At 70.8% G+C, this 17,367-nt stretch carries 17 protein-coding genes; 15 read left to right on the top strand and 2 right to left on the bottom strand.

Annotation, left to right across the window (positions count from 1 at the left end):
- The first annotated feature begins 23 nt into the window (after positions 1-23).
- The 4 genes from ggt to D0C15_RS23050 all read left to right on the top strand — a co-directional run bounded on the left by ggt (position 24) and on the right by D0C15_RS23050 (position 4,834).
- Entirely contained in the window at positions 24-1,850 is a 1,827-nt protein-coding gene (gene ggt, locus D0C15_RS23065; protein WP_116049299.1) for a gamma-glutamyltransferase, read from the top strand.
- A 91-nt stretch (positions 1,851-1,941) separates the two neighbouring features.
- Positions 1,942-2,883 carry a methionyl-tRNA formyltransferase gene (fmt, locus tag D0C15_RS23060; protein ID WP_116049191.1) on the top strand — a complete coding sequence of 314 codons (942 nt, stop codon included), beginning with the start codon at positions 1,942-1,944 and terminating at the stop codon, positions 2,881-2,883.
- Positions 2,880-4,328: an RsmB/NOP family class I SAM-dependent RNA methyltransferase gene (locus D0C15_RS23055; RefSeq protein WP_116049189.1), complete on the top strand. Its 1,449-nt coding sequence runs from the start codon at positions 2,880-2,882 to the stop codon at positions 4,326-4,328. Before fmt ends, D0C15_RS23055 begins: the two co-directional genes overlap by 4 nt.
- Positions 4,328-4,834, top strand: coding sequence for a flavoprotein (locus D0C15_RS23050; protein ID WP_116049187.1), 507 nt, complete (start codon positions 4,328-4,330; stop codon positions 4,832-4,834). The genes D0C15_RS23055 and D0C15_RS23050 overlap by 1 nt, the downstream gene beginning before the upstream one ends.
- Before the next feature lie 7 nt (positions 4,835-4,841).
- Here D0C15_RS23050 and D0C15_RS23045 read toward each other — a convergent pair whose 3' ends face one another.
- Positions 4,842-5,387: a CGNR zinc finger domain-containing protein gene (locus tag D0C15_RS23045; protein ID WP_116049184.1), complete on the bottom strand. Its 546-nt coding sequence runs from the start codon at positions 5,385-5,387 to the stop codon at positions 4,842-4,844.
- Positions 5,388-5,749: 362 nt separating this feature from the next.
- Here D0C15_RS23045 and rpe point away from each other — a divergent pair, with 362 nt between their 5' ends.
- From rpe to D0C15_RS23015, 6 genes are read left to right on the top strand one after another with little or no spacing between them, the layout of a single operon-like run.
- Positions 5,750-6,433 (top strand): ribulose-phosphate 3-epimerase, encoded by a 684-nt coding sequence (gene rpe / locus D0C15_RS23040; protein ID WP_211323305.1) that lies wholly within the window; start codon positions 5,750-5,752, stop codon positions 6,431-6,433.
- Between the two features lie 5 nt (positions 6,434-6,438).
- A complete protein-coding gene (gene ribD, locus D0C15_RS23035) occupies positions 6,439-7,473 on the top strand; it encodes a bifunctional diaminohydroxyphosphoribosylaminopyrimidine deaminase/5-amino-6-(5-phosphoribosylamino)uracil reductase RibD (protein WP_342768592.1) in 1,035 nt (344 codons plus the stop codon).
- A 4-nt stretch (positions 7,474-7,477) separates the two neighbouring features.
- Positions 7,478-8,125 carry a riboflavin synthase gene (locus tag D0C15_RS23030; RefSeq protein ID WP_116049182.1) on the top strand — a complete coding sequence of 216 codons (648 nt, stop codon included), beginning with the start codon at positions 7,478-7,480 and terminating at the stop codon, positions 8,123-8,125.
- A gap of 44 nt (positions 8,126-8,169) precedes the next feature.
- Entirely contained in the window at positions 8,170-9,483 is a 1,314-nt protein-coding gene (locus D0C15_RS23025; RefSeq protein ID WP_170161360.1) for a bifunctional 3,4-dihydroxy-2-butanone-4-phosphate synthase/GTP cyclohydrolase II, read from the top strand.
- Entirely contained in the window at positions 9,480-9,986 is a 507-nt protein-coding gene (ribH, locus tag D0C15_RS23020; RefSeq protein WP_116049179.1) for a 6,7-dimethyl-8-ribityllumazine synthase, read from the top strand. The genes D0C15_RS23025 and ribH overlap by 4 nt, the downstream gene beginning before the upstream one ends.
- Positions 9,987-9,991: 5 nt before the next feature.
- A complete protein-coding gene (locus tag D0C15_RS23015; protein WP_116049294.1) occupies positions 9,992-10,441 on the top strand; it encodes a PH domain-containing protein in 450 nt (149 codons plus the stop codon).
- Between the two features lie 18 nt (positions 10,442-10,459).
- Here the strand turns inward: D0C15_RS23015 and D0C15_RS23010 are convergent, their stop codons facing one another.
- Positions 10,460-11,245 (bottom strand): exodeoxyribonuclease III, encoded by a 786-nt coding sequence (locus D0C15_RS23010; protein ID WP_116049177.1) that lies wholly within the window; start codon positions 11,243-11,245, stop codon positions 10,460-10,462.
- Between the two features lie 107 nt (positions 11,246-11,352).
- Here D0C15_RS23010 and D0C15_RS23005 point away from each other — a divergent pair, with 107 nt between their 5' ends.
- The 5 genes from D0C15_RS23005 to whiA all read left to right on the top strand — a co-directional run bounded on the left by D0C15_RS23005 (position 11,353) and on the right by whiA (position 17,171).
- Complete coding sequence (locus D0C15_RS23005; RefSeq protein ID WP_170161358.1) at positions 11,353-12,039, top strand: HAD family hydrolase; 687 nt, start codon at positions 11,353-11,355, stop codon at positions 12,037-12,039.
- Positions 12,040-12,152: 113 nt separating this feature from the next.
- Positions 12,153-14,117, top strand: coding sequence for an excinuclease ABC subunit UvrC (gene uvrC / locus D0C15_RS23000; protein WP_116049172.1), 1,965 nt, complete (start codon positions 12,153-12,155; stop codon positions 14,115-14,117).
- Positions 14,118-14,191: 74 nt separating this feature from the next.
- On the top strand, positions 14,192-15,049 hold the full coding sequence (gene rapZ / locus D0C15_RS22995; protein ID WP_116049292.1) for an RNase adapter RapZ: 858 nt from the start codon (positions 14,192-14,194) through the stop codon (positions 15,047-15,049).
- Positions 15,050-15,083: 34 nt separating this feature from the next.
- Positions 15,084-16,040 carry a gluconeogenesis factor YvcK family protein gene (locus D0C15_RS22990; RefSeq protein WP_116049289.1) on the top strand — a complete coding sequence of 319 codons (957 nt, stop codon included), beginning with the start codon at positions 15,084-15,086 and terminating at the stop codon, positions 16,038-16,040.
- A 144-nt stretch (positions 16,041-16,184) separates the two neighbouring features.
- A complete protein-coding gene (whiA, locus tag D0C15_RS22985) occupies positions 16,185-17,171 on the top strand; it encodes a DNA-binding protein WhiA (RefSeq protein ID WP_116049170.1) in 987 nt (328 codons plus the stop codon).
- The last annotated feature ends 196 nt before the right edge of the window (positions 17,172-17,367 follow it).

Raw genomic sequence — 17,367 nt, 5'->3', positions numbered from 1 at the left:
CCCGAATTTGGCACACTGCCGTGATGCGAGTCTCACGCGCGCGATTGCTGACCCGTGCACTGGCCGCCATGCTGCCCGCGGCCCTGCTCGTGCCGATGGCTCCGGCCACGGCCGGCGCCATGTCCGATCCACAACCGGACCGCCAGTCCGTGGCGCGGGGCTACCTCGGTGCCGTCTCCAGCATCGACCCCGACGCGACGGCGATCGGCACCGCCGTACTGCGCAAGGGCGGCAACGCGGTGGACGCCGCCGTGGCGACGGCGGCCGCGCTGGGCGTGACCGACCCGTTCTCGGCGGGCGTCGGCGGCGGTGGCTTCTTCGTGTACTACGACGCCAGGTCGCGCACCGTGCACACCCTCGACGGCAGGGAGACGGCGCCGGCCGCCGCCGACGAGTCCCTGTTCCTCGAGAACGGCAGTCCATTGCCGTTCTGGGAGGCGGTCACCAGTGGCCTGTCCGTCGGTGTGCCGGGAACACCTGCCACCTGGCGCGACGCACTGAAGTCCTGGGGCAGCCGCCCGCTGGACGCGCTGATGCGCCCCGCGGAGCAACTCGCCCGGTCCGGGTTCACCGTGGACGAGACCTTCCACGAACAGGTCGCGCGCAATGCCGAGCGGTTCTCCGCGTTCCCGGCGAGCAGGCAGCTGTTCCTCCCGGAAGGAGCGCCACCGGAGGTCGGGTCCACCTTCACCAATCCCGAACTGGCCGACACCTACGCCCGTCTCGCCGCGACCGGCACCGCCGATCTGTACAGCGGCGAGGTGGCCGCCGACATCGCCAGGACCGTGCAGAACCCGCCGGTGGATCCCGATGCCGGGCTCACGGTCCGGCCGGGCGAGCTGACCGTCGAGGATCTGGCCGGGTACCGCACGGTCGAGCGCGAACCGACCCACGTCCGGTACCGCGGGCTGGACGTGTACGGCATGCCCGCGCCCTCCTCCGGCGGACTCACCGTGGGGCAGGCGCTGAACATGCTGGAGTCGAAGGATCTCGCGGGGATGGCGGAGGACGCCTACCTGCATCACTTCCTGGAATCCACCAGGATCGCCTTCGCCGACCGCAACCGCTGGATCGGCGACCCGGCCTATTCCGACGTACCCAGCGCCGAACTGCTGAGCCAGGAGTTCGCCGACAGCAGGGCCTGCCTCATCGATCCGGACCGGGCACTGACCAGCCCGGTGGCCCCTGGCGACCCGCGTTCACCGCAGCCGTGTGCGCAGTCCGGCGCGGCCGTGCCGACACCGTACGAAGGTGAGCACACCACGCACCTCACCACGGCCGACAAGTGGGGCAACGTCGTCGCCTACACCCTGACCATCGAACAGGAAGGCGGCAGCGGGATGGTCGTGCCCGGTCGCGGGTTCCTGCTCAACAACGAGCTCACGGACTTCTCCTTCGCCCAGGCCGACCCGGATGTCGCCGACCCGAACCTGCCTGACGCCGGTAAACGTCCCCGGTCCTCGATGGCACCGACGATCGTGCTCCGCCACGGTAAGGCGGTGCTGGCCACCGGGTCCCCGGGCGGCGCGTCCATCATCACCACCGTGCTGCAGGTACTCCTCGGCCGGTTCGACCGGAACCTGTCCCTGCCCGAGGCGATCGCCGCGCCGAGGGCGTCGCAGCGGAACTCGGCCACGGCTCAGGTGGAGCCCGCGTTCCTGGAGCTGCCCGCGATGGCCGGCCTGCTCGAACGGGGGCAGCGCTTCTCCGGCACACCGAGCGAGATCGGCGCGGTAACCGGGGTCGAGCGGCTGCGCGGCGGCAGGTGGCTGGCCGCCGCGGAACCGGAGCGCAGGAGTGGTGGTTCGGCCGCTGTCGTGCTGCCGGTGCGCCTGCCCTGGGACCGCTGACCGCGGGTTCTAGACTGGACGGGATGATCTCCTTTCCCGATCCTGAACCGTGTGCTCCGCGGTGCGCCGTCCTGCCGCCCGAGGTGACCTGATGCGGCTGGTCTTCGCAGGCACGCCCGAGCCGGCCGTGCCCTCACTGCGGGCGTTGCTCGCCGCCGATCGCCACGAGGTGGTCGCGGTGATCACCCGCCCCGACGCACCCGCAGGCCGGGGCAGACGGGTGGTTCGCTCGCCGGTCGGCGCGCTCGCCGACGAGCACGGGATCGAGGTACTCACCCCGGAGAAGGCCGGTGACCCCGTGTTCCTGGAGCGGCTGACCGAGATCGCCCCGGACGCCTGCCCCGTAGTCGCCTACGGCGCGCTGCTCCCGCAGACCGCTCTCGATGTTCCGCGGTTCGGGTGGGTGAACCTGCACTTCTCGCTGCTGCCCGCCTGGCGGGGCGCGGCACCGGTGCAGGCGGCGCTGCGCGCGGGCGACGAGTTCACCGGCGCGTCGACCTTCCGTATCGTCCGCGAGCTGGACGCGGGTCCCGTCTTCGGTGTGGTCACCGAGCGCGTCGCCGACACCGACACCGCGGGTTCACTGCTGGAACGGCTGGCGGGATCCGGCGCGGACCTGCTCGTGTCCACGATGGACGGTATCGAGGACGGGACGCTGCGGCCGGTCGAACAGGCCGGTGAGGACGTGAGCTACGCGCCCAAGATCACCGTCGAGGACGCGCGCGTTTCGTTCACCGCGCCCGCCACCGCGGTGGACCGCTTGATCAGGGCCGTGACCCCGGAGCCGGGCGCGTGGGCGGAGTTTCGTGGTGAACGGCTGAAACTCGGTCCCGTCGCTCGCGTATCCGAATCCGAAGTGGACTTCGAGCCGCTGGCGCCGGGCGAGTTGCTGGTACAGCGCAAGCGGGTACTCGCCGGAACGGCGACCACCGCGGTGCGTCTCGGGGACGTGCAGGCGCAGGGAAAGAAACGGATGGCGGCCACCGACTGGGCGCGCGGTACGAGAATCGATCAGGGAGAGCGCCTGTCATGAACCAGCGAGAAGGCAACAGGGAACGCAGGCCGTCCCGGCCAGGGCACGGCAGGCCCGGGCCGCGCAAGGAAGGACCGCGAAAGCCCTCGCCGGAGGATCCGGCCCGCCGGGTCGCCCTCGACGTGCTGCGCGCCGTTCGTGAACGGGACGCCTATGCCAACCTGGCGTTGCCGGAGATGCTGCGGAACCGGCGGATCACCGGCCGGGACGCCGCACTGGCCACCGAGCTCACCTACGGCACCGCGCGGGCGCAGGGACTGCTCGACGAGATCATCGCCGCATGCCTGGACCGGCCGCTGGCGAAGGTGGACGCGGTGGTCCTCGACGGCCTGCGCCTGGGGGCCTACCAGCTGCTGCGCACTCGGATCCCGCAGCACGCGGCGGTCACCTCGACCGTCGACCTCGTCCGCGCGGATGCGGGCTCGCACGTCGCTGGCTTCGTGAACGCCGTGCTGCGGACCGTCTCGGAGAAGGACGAGGACGCGTGGCTGGACCAGCTGGCGCCGGACGCCGAGAAGGATCCGATCGGCAGCGCCGCGATGCGCACGTCGCATCCCCGCTGGGTCGCCCGTTCGTTCGCCGAGGCGCTGGGCGACAAAGGGACCGAGTTGATGGCCGCGCTCGAGGCCGACGACGCCCGTCCCGCGGTGCACCTGGTGGCGCGTCCCGGTGAGATCACCGCGGACGAACTGGCCGCGATCACCGGTGGCGACGTGGCCCCGTACTCGCCGTACGGCGTGCACCTGCCCACGGGAAGCGGGGACCTCACCGAGTCCGAACCGATCCGCGAGCACCTGGCCGCGGTACAGGACGAGGGCAGCCAGCTGTGTGCGCTCGCCGCGACGAAGGCGCCGGTGCGGGGCACCGACGAGCGGTGGCTCGACCTCTGCGCGGGACCGGGCGGTAAGGCCGCACTGATGGGTGCGCTGGCCGGGCTGTCGGGTGCGACGGTCGATGCCGTCGAGGTGGCCCCGCATCGGGCCAAGCTGATCGAACGGGTCACCGAGGGGCTCCCGGTGACGGTGCATGTCGCCGACGGCCGGGAGTCCGGCCTCGAAGGCGGCTACGACCGGGTGCTGCTGGATGCGCCGTGCAGTGGTCTCGGTGCCCTGCGGCGGCGGCCCGAGGCCCGCTGGCGGCGGCGGCCCGCCGACGTGGCGGACCTGACCAAGTTGCAGAGTCAGCTGCTCGCGGCCGCGTTCGAACTGACCCGGCCGGGAGGCGTGGTCACCTACGTCGTGTGCTCGCCGCACCTCGGTGAGACCGAAGGCGTGGTGTCCGAGGCCGCCCGCCGCGCGGGCGCGGAGATCCTGGACGCCAGGGAGTGCTTCCCCGATGTGCCGCTGCTGGGATCAGGGCCGTTCGTGCAGCTGTGGCCGCACCGCCACGGCACGGATGCCATGTTCTGCGCGGTGCTGCGCAAATCCGGGGAGCCCGCTGCCTGATGGACCGGCGTCTACTCGGGCTCGTGGTGAGCTCGTGCGGCGGGGTGGAGAGCAGGCTGTGCGCGGAGATCGCGGCCCCGGCCGTACGCCGTGGCTGGCGGCTCGCGGTCACCCTCACCCCGACCGCCGCGGTGTGGCTCGCCCACACCGGCGAGCTCGACCGGCTGCGGGCGCTGACCGATCTCGAGGTGCGCAGTGAGTCCCGGCTGCCTGGGCAGCCGAGGCCGCATCCGGATCCCGACGTGTTCCTGTTCGCGCCGGCCTCCGCCGGTTCGGTGGCGAAGCTGGCGCTGGGGATAGCCGACAACCAGGCGACGACGGTGCTGGGGGAGTCGCTCGGCGCGCCAGGGGTGTCGATGGTGGTCGGCTATCAGGTGCGCGACACGCGTGCCGGGCACCCGGCGTGGCAGGGGCATCTGGACGCACTGACGTCGGCCGGGGTACGCACGCACCGGCTGTCGATCGGCCTGCCCTGGACCGAGGTGCTGGACCAGCTCCCGGACTGAGCGGCCGTCAGCCCTCGTGCCTGCGTGACCGGTGTGCACGCATCTTGTGCCGAGCGCCGCAGATGTCCATGCTGCACCAGATGCTGTTGCCGCCGGGCGAGCGGTCGTAGAACAGCCAGCGGCACTCCGGTGCCCGGCACGGCTTGAGGCGGCGGAGCTCGCCGGTGGTGTCCGCGCGGTGCACGAGGGCGAGCAACCGGGCGATGAGCCCCTCGGCTCCGTGACCGGTGGCCGGGAACAGTGTGGGCGCCCCGTCCGGGGCCCAGCCCGCGCCGGTCAGCGTGGCCCGGCAGTAGCCGTTGAGGGCCGTGATCGTCTCCGCGTCGGTGCGACCGCCGAGGTGATCGCGCAGGGTCTCCCGAAAGCGCACCAGTCGTTCGACTTCGCCTTCCGTCAGTATGTTGCCCGCGGGCAGGAGCTCGTGCTCCCGAAGCCACCGCGCGGCCTCGTCCGGACCGGCAAGCGCCTCCTCGTCGTAGAGGAAGCGCGCGGAGTTGCCGAACACCTCGAGCGGGAGCAGCTCGTCCGGAGCGGGCGGACGCGAGTAGGTCATGACCTCACGTTACCGCCTAAACCTACAAGCAGGTAACCCTGCCTGTTACCGTCAAACCCGTGAAGACGGTAATAGCCCATCCACGCCGGGTGACAGCCGCCTGACGACGTGAGGCGCCCTTTCGCGGGGGCGCGGCCCGGGTTGGAGTGTCTGCAAGTACCACCAAGCAAGATCGTTTCGGCGTAGAACCGCCACCAAGCCATGGCGGACATTCCGGCGCTTGGTGGCGGTTGAAGCACATGTGGATCTTGCTTGGGCGTACTTGCAGACGCCCCAACTCGGTACGCGCGGGGGTGAACGGCGGGTGTCGGAGCGCACATCGCATGGTGCTCCTACACTGCGGACCCGTGGCTCCTCGACCTCTGATCGCCCCCAGCATCCTGTCCGCCGACTTCGCCCGTCTCGGAGCGGAGATCCAGGCGGTGGCCGGTACCTCCGGTGACCCGGAGACGCGAGCCGACTGGGTGCACGTCGACGTCATGGACGCCCACTTCGTGCCCAACCTGACCCTCGGCCTCCCCGTCGTGCAGTCGCTGCTCGACTCGACCGACGTGCCGATCGACTGCCACCTGATGATCGAGGACCCGGACCGGTGGGCCCCCGGTTACGCCGAGGCCGGCGCGTACAACGTCACCGTGCACGCCGAGGCAGCGGCGGACCCGGTGAAGATCGCCAAGGACCTGCGCGCGGCGGGGGCCAAGGCGGGCCTCTCGCTGAAGCCGGGCACCCGGCTCGAGGATCACCTGGACACGTTGCGGCACTACGACACCCTGCTGATCATGTCCGTGGAGCCGGGCTTCGGCGGGCAGTCGTTCATGCCCGAGGTGCTGGACAAGGTCAAGGCGGCCAAGCGCATGGTGCGGACCGGGCATCTGAACGTGCTCGTCGAGATCGACGGCGGAATCAACGCCGACACCATCGAGCAGGCGGCCGAGGCCGGGGTGGACTGCTTCGTCGCGGGTTCCGCGGTCTACGGCGCCGACGACCCCGGCCGGGCCGTGGCGGCGTTGCGGGCCAGTGCGGCCGGGGCAGGCACGGCAGACTGATCAACGTGGACAACGATTCGCGGCTGGAGCAGGCGATGCTCGCCGCGATCTCGGCGAGTGCGCGAGTGCGGGGCACGACAAGCCCGAACCCGCCGGTCGGTGCGGTCGTCCTGGACGTCGCGGGCGCCGTCGCGGGGGTGGGAGCCACCCAGCCGCCGGGCGGGCCGCACGCCGAGGTGCTGGCGCTGCGCGCGGCAGGCGACCGGGCCAGGGGTGGCACCGCGCTGGTGACCCTCGAACCCTGTGCGCACGAAGGGCGCACCCCACCGTGTACCGACGCGTTGCTGCGGGCCGGGATCAGCGAGGTGCACTTCGCCGTCGCCGATCCGAACCCGGCCGCCTCGGGCGGTGCCGCCGTCCTGCGCGCCGCGGGTGTGCGGGTCGAATCCGGGCTGCTGGCCGAGCAGGTCGCCACCGGGCCGTTGCGTGCGTGGCTGCACTACGCCAGGACCGCCCGGCCCCATGTCACCTGGAAGTACGCGGCCACCCTCGACGGCAGGGTCGCCGCCGCCGACGGGACCAGCCGGTGGATCTCCGGGGAGCAGTCGCGCGCCGAGGTCCACGAGTTGCGCGCCGCCGTCGACGCGATCATCGCGGGCACCGGCACCGTGCGCACCGACGATCCGCAGCTCACCGCGCGCACGCCCGACGGCGGTCTCGCCGGCCGTCAGCCGCTGCGCGTCGTGGTCGGCGCGAGTGAGATTCCCGCCACGTCCCGGGTACTGGATGGCGCTGCGGAGACCGTGCGGATACCGTCCCATGATCCGGATACGGTGCTGGCCACACTGGCGGCTCGTGGTGTGGTGGACATCCTGCTGGAGGGCGGTCCGCGACTGGCGGGTGCGTTCGCTGAGGCGGGCCGGATCGACCGGATCCTGGCCTACGTCGCCCCGGTGCTGCTGGGCTCCGGGCCGGCCGCGCTGGACGAGGCGGGAGTGTCGACCATCACCGGGGCACACCGCTGGACGGTGGAAGGGGTCACCATGAGTGGAGGCGACGTGCGGATCTCTGCCGTACCGGCGCGGGTACTGAGGAGGTAGGCAGGTGTTCACCGGCATTGTCGAGGAGCTCGGCGAGATCGTCGCGGTCGAGCAGGTCCCGAACGCCGCGCGGGTGACGATCAGGGGCCCGTTGGTGACCTCCGACGCACGGCACGGTGAGTCGATCGCGGTGAACGGCGTCTGCCTGACGGTGGTCGACGTCGCCGGGTCGGATTTCAGCGTCGACGTCGTGCACGAGACGCTGGAACGCTCCAGCCTGGCGAAGATCGCCGTCGGCGACGAGGTCAACCTGGAACGTGCCACCCCGCTCGGCGCGCGGCTGGGCGGGCACATCATGCAGGGCCACGTCGACGGCACCGGCACCTATCTCGCGCGCGACCCCCAGGGGCTGACCCGGTTCGCGCTGCCCCCGGGGCTGGCTCGTTACGTGGTGGAGAAGGGTTCGATCGCGGTGGACGGTGTGTCGCTGACCGTGGCCGCGGTGTCCCAGGAGGAGTTCAGCATCGCGCTGATCCCGACCACGCTCGAACTGACCACACTCGGCCGCCGCGAACCGGGCGACCCGGTCAACCTCGAGGTCGACGTGCTGGCGAAGTACGTCGAGAAGCTGGCTTCGCCACACCTCGACAGCGGCACGAGTGCGGCAAGGGACAATGGCGGCATCGGCAGCGGTACGGAGGAGAGCTCATGACCGAGAGTGTGACCGGCGGCGGCGCGGCGGGCGGTACCGCGACGATGAGTGCGGCTGTCCAGATCGAGCTGGCGATCGAGGACATCAAAGCGGGCAGGCCGGTCGTGGTCGTGGACGACGAGGACCGGGAGAACGAGGGCGACCTGATCTTCGCCGCCGAGAAGGCGACGCCGGAGATGCTCGCCTTCATGGTGCGCTACACGTCCGGGTACGTCTGCGTTTCGCTCACCGAGCAGGACTGCCAGCGGCTCGACCTCCCGCCGATGTACCACACGAACCAGGATCAGCGCGGCACCGCGTACACGGTCACGGTGGACGCTGCCGAGGGGATCACCACCGGCATCTCCGCGGCCGACCGCTGCCACACCATCCGCCTGCTGGCCGACACCGGCTCCGGGCCCTCGGACTTCCGCAGGCCCGGTCACGTCGTGCCGTTGCGGGCGAAGGAGGGCGGCGTCCTGCGCAGGCCCGGGCACACCGAGGCGGCGGTGGATCTCGCCAGGATGGCCGGGCTGGCCCCGGCGGGCGTGCTCTGCGAGATCGTCTCGCAGAAGGACGAGGGCGATATGGCCCGCCGGGACGAGCTGGAGGTCTTCGCCGCGGACCACGACCTGCGGCTGATCACCATCGCCGACCTGATCGCGTACCGCAGGCGGACTGAGAAGCAGGTGGAGCGGGTCGCCGAGGCCCGGATCCCGCTCGCCGCGGGCTCGTTCCGCGCGGTGGGTTACGACAGCCTGCTCGACGGCATCGAGCACATCGCCTTCGTCTACGGCGAGATCGGCGACGGCGAGGACATCCTCGTGCGGGTGCACTCCGAGTGCCTCACCGGAGACGTGTTCGGCTCCCTGCGCTGTGACTGCGGTCCGCAACTCGAGGCCGCGCTCGGCGCGGTGGCCGACGAGGGGCGTGGTGTGGTGCTCTACATCCGCGGCCACGAGGGCCGTGGCATCGGACTGCTGCACAAGCTGCAGGCCTACCAGCTGCAGGACGCAGGCGCGGACACGGTGGACGCCAACCTCGCCCTCGGTGTCCCGGCCGACGCGAGGGACTACGGCACGGGGGCGCAGATCCTGTGTGACCTGGGCGTGCGGTCGATGCGCCTGCTGACGAACAACCCCGCGAAGCGGGTGGGGCTGGAGGGTTACGGACTCCAGGTCACCGGCCGCGTTCCACTGCCGATCTCGCCCAATCCGGAGAACCTGCGGTACCTGCGCACCAAGCGCGACCGCATGGGGCACGAGTTGGCGCAGCTGGAGCATTTCGACGAGGTAGGCGCCGCTGAGGTCCTGCTCAGCGCCGAGAACTCCGAGGCTCCGCACGGCAACGGCACCGGGCAGGCGGGCAGGCGGTCATGAGCGGTGAGGGCAGGCCGGAGGTCGAACCGGACCTCGGCGACTGCGCGAACCTGCGGCTCGCGATCGCCGTGACCCGCTGGCACCCGCGGATCACCGACAGCCTGCTGGACTCCGCACTGCGGGCGGCGGGGGAGGCCGGCCTCGAGGAGGATCCGACCGTGGTCCGGGTGGCGGGCGCGGTGGAACTGCCGGTTGTCGCGCAGTCACTGGCCCGCAGCCACGACGCGGTGGTCGCGCTGGGTGTGGTGATTCGCGGCGGCACTCCGCACTTCGAGTACGTCTGCGACGCGGTCACCGCGGGGCTGACCAGAGTGGCGCTGGACGAGGGGACCCCGGTCGGCAACGGGGTGCTCACCTGTGACACCGAGCAGCAGGCGCTGGACCGGGCCGGGCTGCCCGGCTCGGCCGAGGACAAGGGCAGGGAGGCGACGGTGGCCGCGCTGGACACCGCACACGTCCTGCGCGGCCTGCGTCAGCCGTGGACCGAGCGAGGTTTCGTGTGACCGTGATGAGTGAGAAGGCGGAGAACCGGGTCACGATCCGTCCGCGCCGTGCCGCCTGGATGTCGGGTTCGCTGGCCCTGCTGCTGGTCGCTGTGTTCGTCACGGTGGCCGTGCTGTTGCGCCGCAGCGACACCGGAGTGATCTTCCAGGTCAGTGACCAGGTCGCGATGGTCGGCATCGGTCTGCTGCTCGGCGCGGGCACGATGCTGTTCGCGATGCCGAGGGCGCACGCCGACGCCGAAGGTATCGAGGTGCGCAACGTGCTCACCCGTAAGCGGTTCGGGTGGGATGAGGTGCTGTCGGTGAGCTTCCCCGACGGCGCGTCGTTCGCGCGTCTGGAGCTGCCGGAGGACGAGTACTACTCCGTGCTGGCGGTGCAGGCGGTCGACCGCGAGCGTGCCGTCGAGGCGGTCCGCGCCCTGCGCCGCCTGCACCGCGCCGCCCGTGGCGAGTAGCACGGACGGCAGGCCCGCCTAGAGCTCCAGATCCACCACGACCGGTGCGTGGTCGGAGGCGCCCTTGCCCTTGCGTTCCTCGCGGTCGACGTAGGCGTCGCTGACCGCGCCCGCGAACGAGTCGTTGCCGTACACCAGATCGATCCGCATGCCGCGGTTCTTCGGGAACGCGAGGGCGCGGTAGTCCCAGTACGTGTACGGGTGGTCGTACTTGAGCGGCCGGGGAACGACGTCGGTGAGCCCGCCGTCGCGCAGCACGGCGAGCGCCTTGCGTTCGGGTTCGGTCACGTGGGTCGAGTCCGCGAACCGCGAGATGTCCCACACGTCGTCGTCGGCCGGGGCGATGTTGAAGTCGCCGAGTATCGCGAACGGCCGTTGCGGCGCGGCGCCGGTCTCCACGAGGACGGTCCCGTGCAACGCCTCCAGCCAGTGCAGTTTGTACTGGTAATGCGGATGTCCCGGCTCGCGTCCGTTCGGTACGTAGACCGACCACACACGGACCCCGCCACACGTCGCGCCGATCGCGCGTGCCTCCTCGGCGTCCTCGTAGCCGGGGTCGCCGTCGATCCCGCGTCGCACATCGGCCATCCCGACCTTGGACAGCACGGCCACACCGTTCCAGCGGCCAAGGCCGTACGCCGCGGTCTCGTAGCCGAGTTCGGCCACCTGGTCGGCGGGGAACGCCTCGGTGGCGCATTTGAGCTCCTGCAGGCACAGCACATCCGGCTGAGCCGAGGCGAGCCAGCCTTTCAGCCGGTCCAGCCGAGCCCCGACGGAGTTGACGTTCCAGGTGGCGATCCGCATACGCCGAGAGTCCCACACCCAGCAGGACGTATAACGACCTATACGGCGCGGCTCCCGGCGCGCCCAGTATCCGGCGGTACTGGTGCGCTCCTGCGATGCTGGAGCGCATGGACGAGAGAGCCGAAGCACGGCGCCCCGAGGTCGTGCTCTTCGACGTGTTCGAAACCCTGATCCGGCTGGAACCGCTGCGCGACCGGCTGATCGAGGCAGGCAGGCCGGCGCACGAACTCGAACTGTTCTTCGCTCGCACCCTGCGCGACGGTATGGCCTACACCCTGGCCGGCAACGCGCCCCCGTTTCGCGAGGTGGCGGCCGCGCAGCTGGCGATCACCTCGGGGTACACGCTCACCGCGGAGCAGATCGAGCACGTGCTCGCGGGCTTCGCCGAACTACCCGCGCAACCGGACGCCGCGCCCGCTGTCGCGTTGCTGTCCGGTGCGGGTGTGCCCTGTTATGCCTTCACCCACGGTTCGGCGACGAACGCGACAAAGGCGCTCGAACGGGCCGGGCTGCTGGGTTCGTTCGCGGGGGTGCTCTCCGCGGAGGAGGTCCAATCGTTCAAACCGCCGCCCGCGGTGTATCACTGGGCGTGCGGGCGGGTGGGCTCGCGGCCGGCGAGAACCGCCCTTGTCGCGGTGCACTCGTGGGACACCAACGGTGCGGCGCGGGCCGGGCTGCTCACCGGCCTCGCCACCCGGCTGGAAGGCGGGGTTCCCGACATCGGCGAGCAGCCGCATGTGTCGGGGCCGGGCGTGGACGAGGTCGTGGCCGGCCTGCTGGCGCTGCCCGCCTGAGCGCGCTCGTGTCAGCGGCACAGCGGCGTGGAGTTCCCCGGTTCCGGCTGATGGCCGGAGACCGGTGGGCGGGGGTGCGCGGGACTGTCGGGCCAGAGCCATAGGCTGGACACGTGGCTGATCCGACCACCTACCGTCCCGCCCCGGGAAGCATTCCCGACGCGCCCGGGGTCTACAAGTTCCGTGACAGTACCCGACGCGTCATCTACGTCGGCAAGGCGAAGAGTCTGCGCGGCAGGCTCAGCTCGTACTTCGCGGACCTCAGCGGCCTGCACCCACGAACCAGGCAGATGGTCACCACCGCCGCGAGCGTGGAGTGGACCGTCGTCTCGACCGAGGTCGAGGCCCTGCAGCTGGAGTACAACTGGATCAAGGAGTTCGACCCCCGGTTCAACGTCCGCTACCGCGACGACAAGACCTACCCCGTGCTGGCCGTGACGCTGCACGAGGAGTACCCGCGGCTGCACGTCTACCGCGGTCCCCGGAAGAAGGGGGTGCGCTACTTCGGCCCCTACGCCCACGCGTGGGCCATCCGGGAGACCCTCGACCTGCTTCTGCGCGTGTTCCCGGCGAGGACCTGCTCCACCGGGGTCTTCCGCAGGCACGCGCAGATCGGCAGGCCCTGCCTGCTCGGCTATATCGACAAGTGTTCCGCGCCCTGCGTCGGTACCGTCTCGGCCGAGCAGCACAGGGACATCGTGGAGGACTTCTGCGACTTTCTCGCGGGCCGCACCGACACGATGGTGCGCAGGCTGGAGCGGGAGATGGCCGAAGCCTCCGAGACGCTGGACTTCGAACGTGCCGCCCGGCTGCGCGACGACCTCGGCGCCCTGCGCAGGGCGATGGAGAAACAGGCCGTGGTGCTCGGCGACGGCACCGACGCGGACGTGGTCGCCTTCGCCCACGACGAGCTCGAGGCCGCGGTGCAGGTGTTCCATGTGCGTGGCGGGCGGGTTCGCGGACAGCGGGGCTGGGTGATCGACAAGGTCGAGGAGATGGACGTTCCCGCGCTGGTGGAGCAGTTCCTCGCGCAGTTCTACGGAGAGCAGGCCGAACTGGCGGGCACCGTGGCCGACACCGGTTCGCCGGTGCCGAGGGAGGTGCTGGTGCCGCAGCTGCCCGCGGACGCCGAGGCGCTGACCGAATGGTTGTCCGGGCTGCGCGGCTCCCGGGTCCGGTTGCGGGTCGCCCAGCGCGGGGACAAGCGGGCACTGGCCGATACCGTGGAGCGCAACGCGGGCGAGGCGTTCGCCCAGCACAAACTGCGCAGGGCAGGCGATCTCACCGCCCGGTCGGCCGCGTTGGCCGAACTGCAGGAACACCTGGGGCTGGACACCGCTCCGCTACGGATCGAGTGCGTGGACATCAGTCATATCGCGGGTACCGATGTCGTGGCCTCGCTGGTGGTGTTCGAGGACGGGGTCGCCCGTAAGCAGGAGTACCGCCGGTTCGCCCTGCGGGAGGCCGCGGAGGAGGGTGACGTCGCGTCGATCGCGGAGGTCGTCCGCCGCCGGTTCGCTCGTTACCTCAAGGAGACCGCGGCGGACACGGCGGAAGAGGTCACCGAGTCACGACCGGGGATCGACCCGGAGACCGGTAGGCCACGCAGGTTCGCGTATCCGCCGAACCTGCTGGTGGTGGACGGTGCCGGTCCGCAGGCGACGGCGGCGGCGGACGTGCTCGCCGAACTCGGCATCACCGACGTCGCGGTCGTGGGGCTTGCCAAACGCCTCGAGGAGGTCTGGCTGCCCGCGGACCCAGACCCGGTCATCCTGCCGAGGACCTCGGACGCGCTGTACCTTTTGCAGCGGGTGCGGGACGAAGCGCATCGCTTCGCCATCCGGTATCACCGGGAGAAGCGGTCCAAGCGGCTGCAAGTGTCCGCTTTGGACGGCGTGCCCGGACTGGGCCAGTCGCGCCGCACGGCGTTGATCAAGCATTTCGGATCGGTGAAGAAGCTCAGGCAGGCCAGCGTGGACGAGATCTCGGCGGTGCCGGGAGTAGGGCGGCGCACGGCGGAAGCCGTGTACGGCGCGCTGGCAGCCGGTTCCGGCAAGGAAAGGGAAACAGGCACGTGACGGGTGACAGTGGCGGTACGCGGGAGCACACGGTGGAGACTGACTCCGAGGGGGGCTCGGGCAGGGGATCCGGCATGGAGGTCGCGGTGGTCAGCGGCCTGTCCGGAGCGGGGCGCAGCACCGCGGCGAAATGTCTTGAGGACCTCGGTTGGTTCGTCGTCGACAACCTTCCGCCGGAGCTGATCTCGACCATGGTCGAACTCGGCGCACAGGCTCGCGGTGCCATCACCAAGGTCGCCGTGGTGATGGACGTGCGTTCGCGCGCCTTCACCGACGATCTGGCATCGGTGATCAAGGACCTGGACGCGAACGGGTACAAGCCGAGGGTGCTGTTCCTCGAGGCGACCGACGCGGTTCTGGTCCGGCGGTTCGAGCAGGTGAAGCGGGGTCACCCGATGCAGGGTGACGGCAGGCTGGCCGACGGGATCACCGCGGAGCGCGCCCTGCTCGCTCCGCTGCGTGACGAGGCGGACCTGATCCTGGACACGTCGGCACTGTCGGTGCACCAGTTGCGGGCCAAGATCGAGGACGCGTTCGGGTCGGAGGCCAGCACTCAGACCCGGGTGACGGTGCTGTCGTTCGGCTACAAGTACGGCCTGCCGATGGACGCCGATCTGGTGATGGATGTGCGGTTCCTGCCGAACCCCTTCTGGATTCCGGAACTGCGCGACCACACCGGCCTTGACGGGGACGTCCGCAACTACGTGCTCAGCCAGGAGGGCGCGGAGGAGTTCCTCGAGCGTTACCACGAGCTGCTCCGGCTGATCGGCGCCGGGTACCGCCGCGAGGGCAAGCGATATCTGACCCTCGCTGTCGGGTGTACCGGCGGAAAACATCGCAGCGTGGCCCTTTCCGAGGAGCTCGCCCGTCGTCTGTCCAATGAGGACGGTATGGCGGTGAAGGTGGTGCACCGGGATCTGGGGCGCGAGTGAGAGGGCGGCGAGGACGGTGACCTCCAGCGCGCCGTTGCGTGCCGTCGCCCTCGGTGGCGGGCACGGCCTGCACACCACCCTGACCGCTCTGCGCCGGATCACCCCGGACGTCACCGCGGTCGTCACCGTCGCCGACGACGGTGGGTCCTCCGGCAGGCTGCGTCGTGAACTCGGCCTCCTCCCGCCGGGTGATCTGCGGCAGGCGCTCGCCGCGCTGGCCGGAGCCGAGGACGGGGGCACCTTCTGGGCCGGGGTCTTCCAGCACCGGTTCGGCGGCACCGGCGCCCTCGCCGGGCATGCGGTGGGAAACCTGCTGCTGGCGGGGCTGTTCGAGGTGCTCGGGGATCCGGTGGCTGCGCTGGACGAGGCGCGCAGGCTGATCGGCGTGTCCGGCAGGGTGCTGCCGATGTCCGCGGAGCCGCTGGAGATCGAGGCCGAGGTCACCGGGCTGGAGAACGGTGAGGTGAGCCGGATTCGCGGGCAGGTCGCGGTCGCCAGCACTCCCGGTCAGGTGCGCCGCATCACGCTGCACAATCCGGGCAGGCCGGACGAGCCGCCGGTCGCCTGCCAGGAGGCGGTGGAGGCCGTGCTTTCGGCCGACGTGGTACTACTCGGTCCCGGTTCCTGGTTCACCAGCGTGCTGCCGCACCTGCTCGTGCCCGAGCTGCACGACGCACTCGTGCGCACTGCGGCCACCAGGGTCGTGGTGCTCAACCTCGTGCCGCAGCCCGGGGAGACGGCTGGCTTCTCCCCGGAACGACACCTGGACGTACTCTTCGAGCACGCCCCCAGACTCCGGGTCGACGCGGTGATCGCCGATCGTGGCTCCGTGCCGACACCCGCGCGGTTACAACGCGCGGCTGCCGGGCTCGGCGGGCGGGCACATCTGGCGGACGTCGCCGCCGTCGGTATGCCGGAACGGCACGATCCGGATGCGCTGGCGCGATGTGTGCGAGAGGCTCTCGGTCTCGCCGGGAGTGGCATTGGGTAGGAAGTACGGACGAGGGGCACGCAGGGCCGGTGGTTGGCCCGGGTGGCGTGGTGCGGACGTGAGTAGAGGGGAGACGGGCATGTCCCGTAACTGGCTGCCGCCAGGCGAGTGGGTCACAGGGCGCGCGCTCGAGGAGGTTCCGTCATGGCGATGACCGCCGCGGTCAAGGACGAGTTGAGCCGTCTCGAACTCACCAAGATCGGCCCGCGCCGTTCCGAGGTCGCCTCGATGCTGCGGTTCGCGGGGGGCCTGCACATCGTCGCCGGGCGGGTGGTGGTCGAGGCCGAACTGGACACCGGTTCGGTCGCACGCAGGCTTCGTAAGGAGATCCACGAGCTCTACGGGCATCACTCCGATGTCCACGTGATCACCTCGAGCGGGCTTCGCAAGGGCACCCGTTACGTCGTGCGCGTGGTGAAGGACGGCGAGGGACTCGCGCGCCAGACCGGTCTGATCGACCAGCGGGGCAGGCCCGTGCGTGGCCTGCCCGCGGCCGTGGTCGCGGGTGGTATCGCCGACGCCGAAGCGGCATGGCGCGGTGCTTTTCTCGCGCACGGTTCGCTGACCGAGCCGGGACGATCTTCGTCGCTGGAGGTCACCTGTCCTGGCCCGGAGGCCGCACTGGCGCTGGTGGGGGCCGCCCGCAGACTCGGCATCCAGGCGAAGTCGCGCGAGGTGCGCGGCGCGGACCGGGTCGTGGTTCGCGACGGTGACGCCATCGGGGCGTTGCTGACCAGGCTCGGCGCGCATTCGAGCGTGCTGGCGTGGGAGGAGCGCCGGATGCGCCGGGAGGTCCGGGCCACCGCCAACCGGCTGGCCAACTTCGACGACGCCAACCTGCGCCGCTCGGCCAGGGCGGCGGTGGCCGCCGCGGCCAGGGTCGAACGGGCACTGAACATTCTCGGTGAGTCCGCCCCCGAACATCTGCTCGCGGCGGGCCGGCTCCGCCTGGCCAATCGCCAGGCCTCGCTGGAGGAGCTCGGCCAGCTTTCCGAGCCGCAGATGACGAAGGACGCGGTGGCGGGGCGGATCCGCAGGCTGCTCGCGATGGCCGACAAGAAGGCCAAGGAGCAGGGGATCCCGGACACGGAGTCGGCCGTCACCGCCGAGATGCTGGAGGAAGAGGTCTAGCCGTCCCCGCACTTTCCCGGGAAAGTGCGAGTCCAGGGATGGTGCGTCTGCAAGTACGCCCAAGCAAGACTTGGGGTCAGTGGGTGGTTGCAACGCCTTGTGATGAGGAGTTGTGATGGGTGGGAAGCGGCCTGGGCGGGCTCGGTGTGTGCGGGTGTTGTTTTGGGAGGGTGTCCGGCGGGGGTTGTCGGTGCCG

Origin of the sequence: Amycolatopsis palatopharyngis, assembly GCF_003385185.1 — a bacterium.
Classification (GTDB): domain Bacteria; phylum Actinomycetota; class Actinomycetes; order Mycobacteriales; family Pseudonocardiaceae; genus Amycolatopsis; species Amycolatopsis palatopharyngis.
Note: the sequence above shows the minus strand (reverse complement) of the source record. Positions and strands in the feature narration are given on the sequence as shown.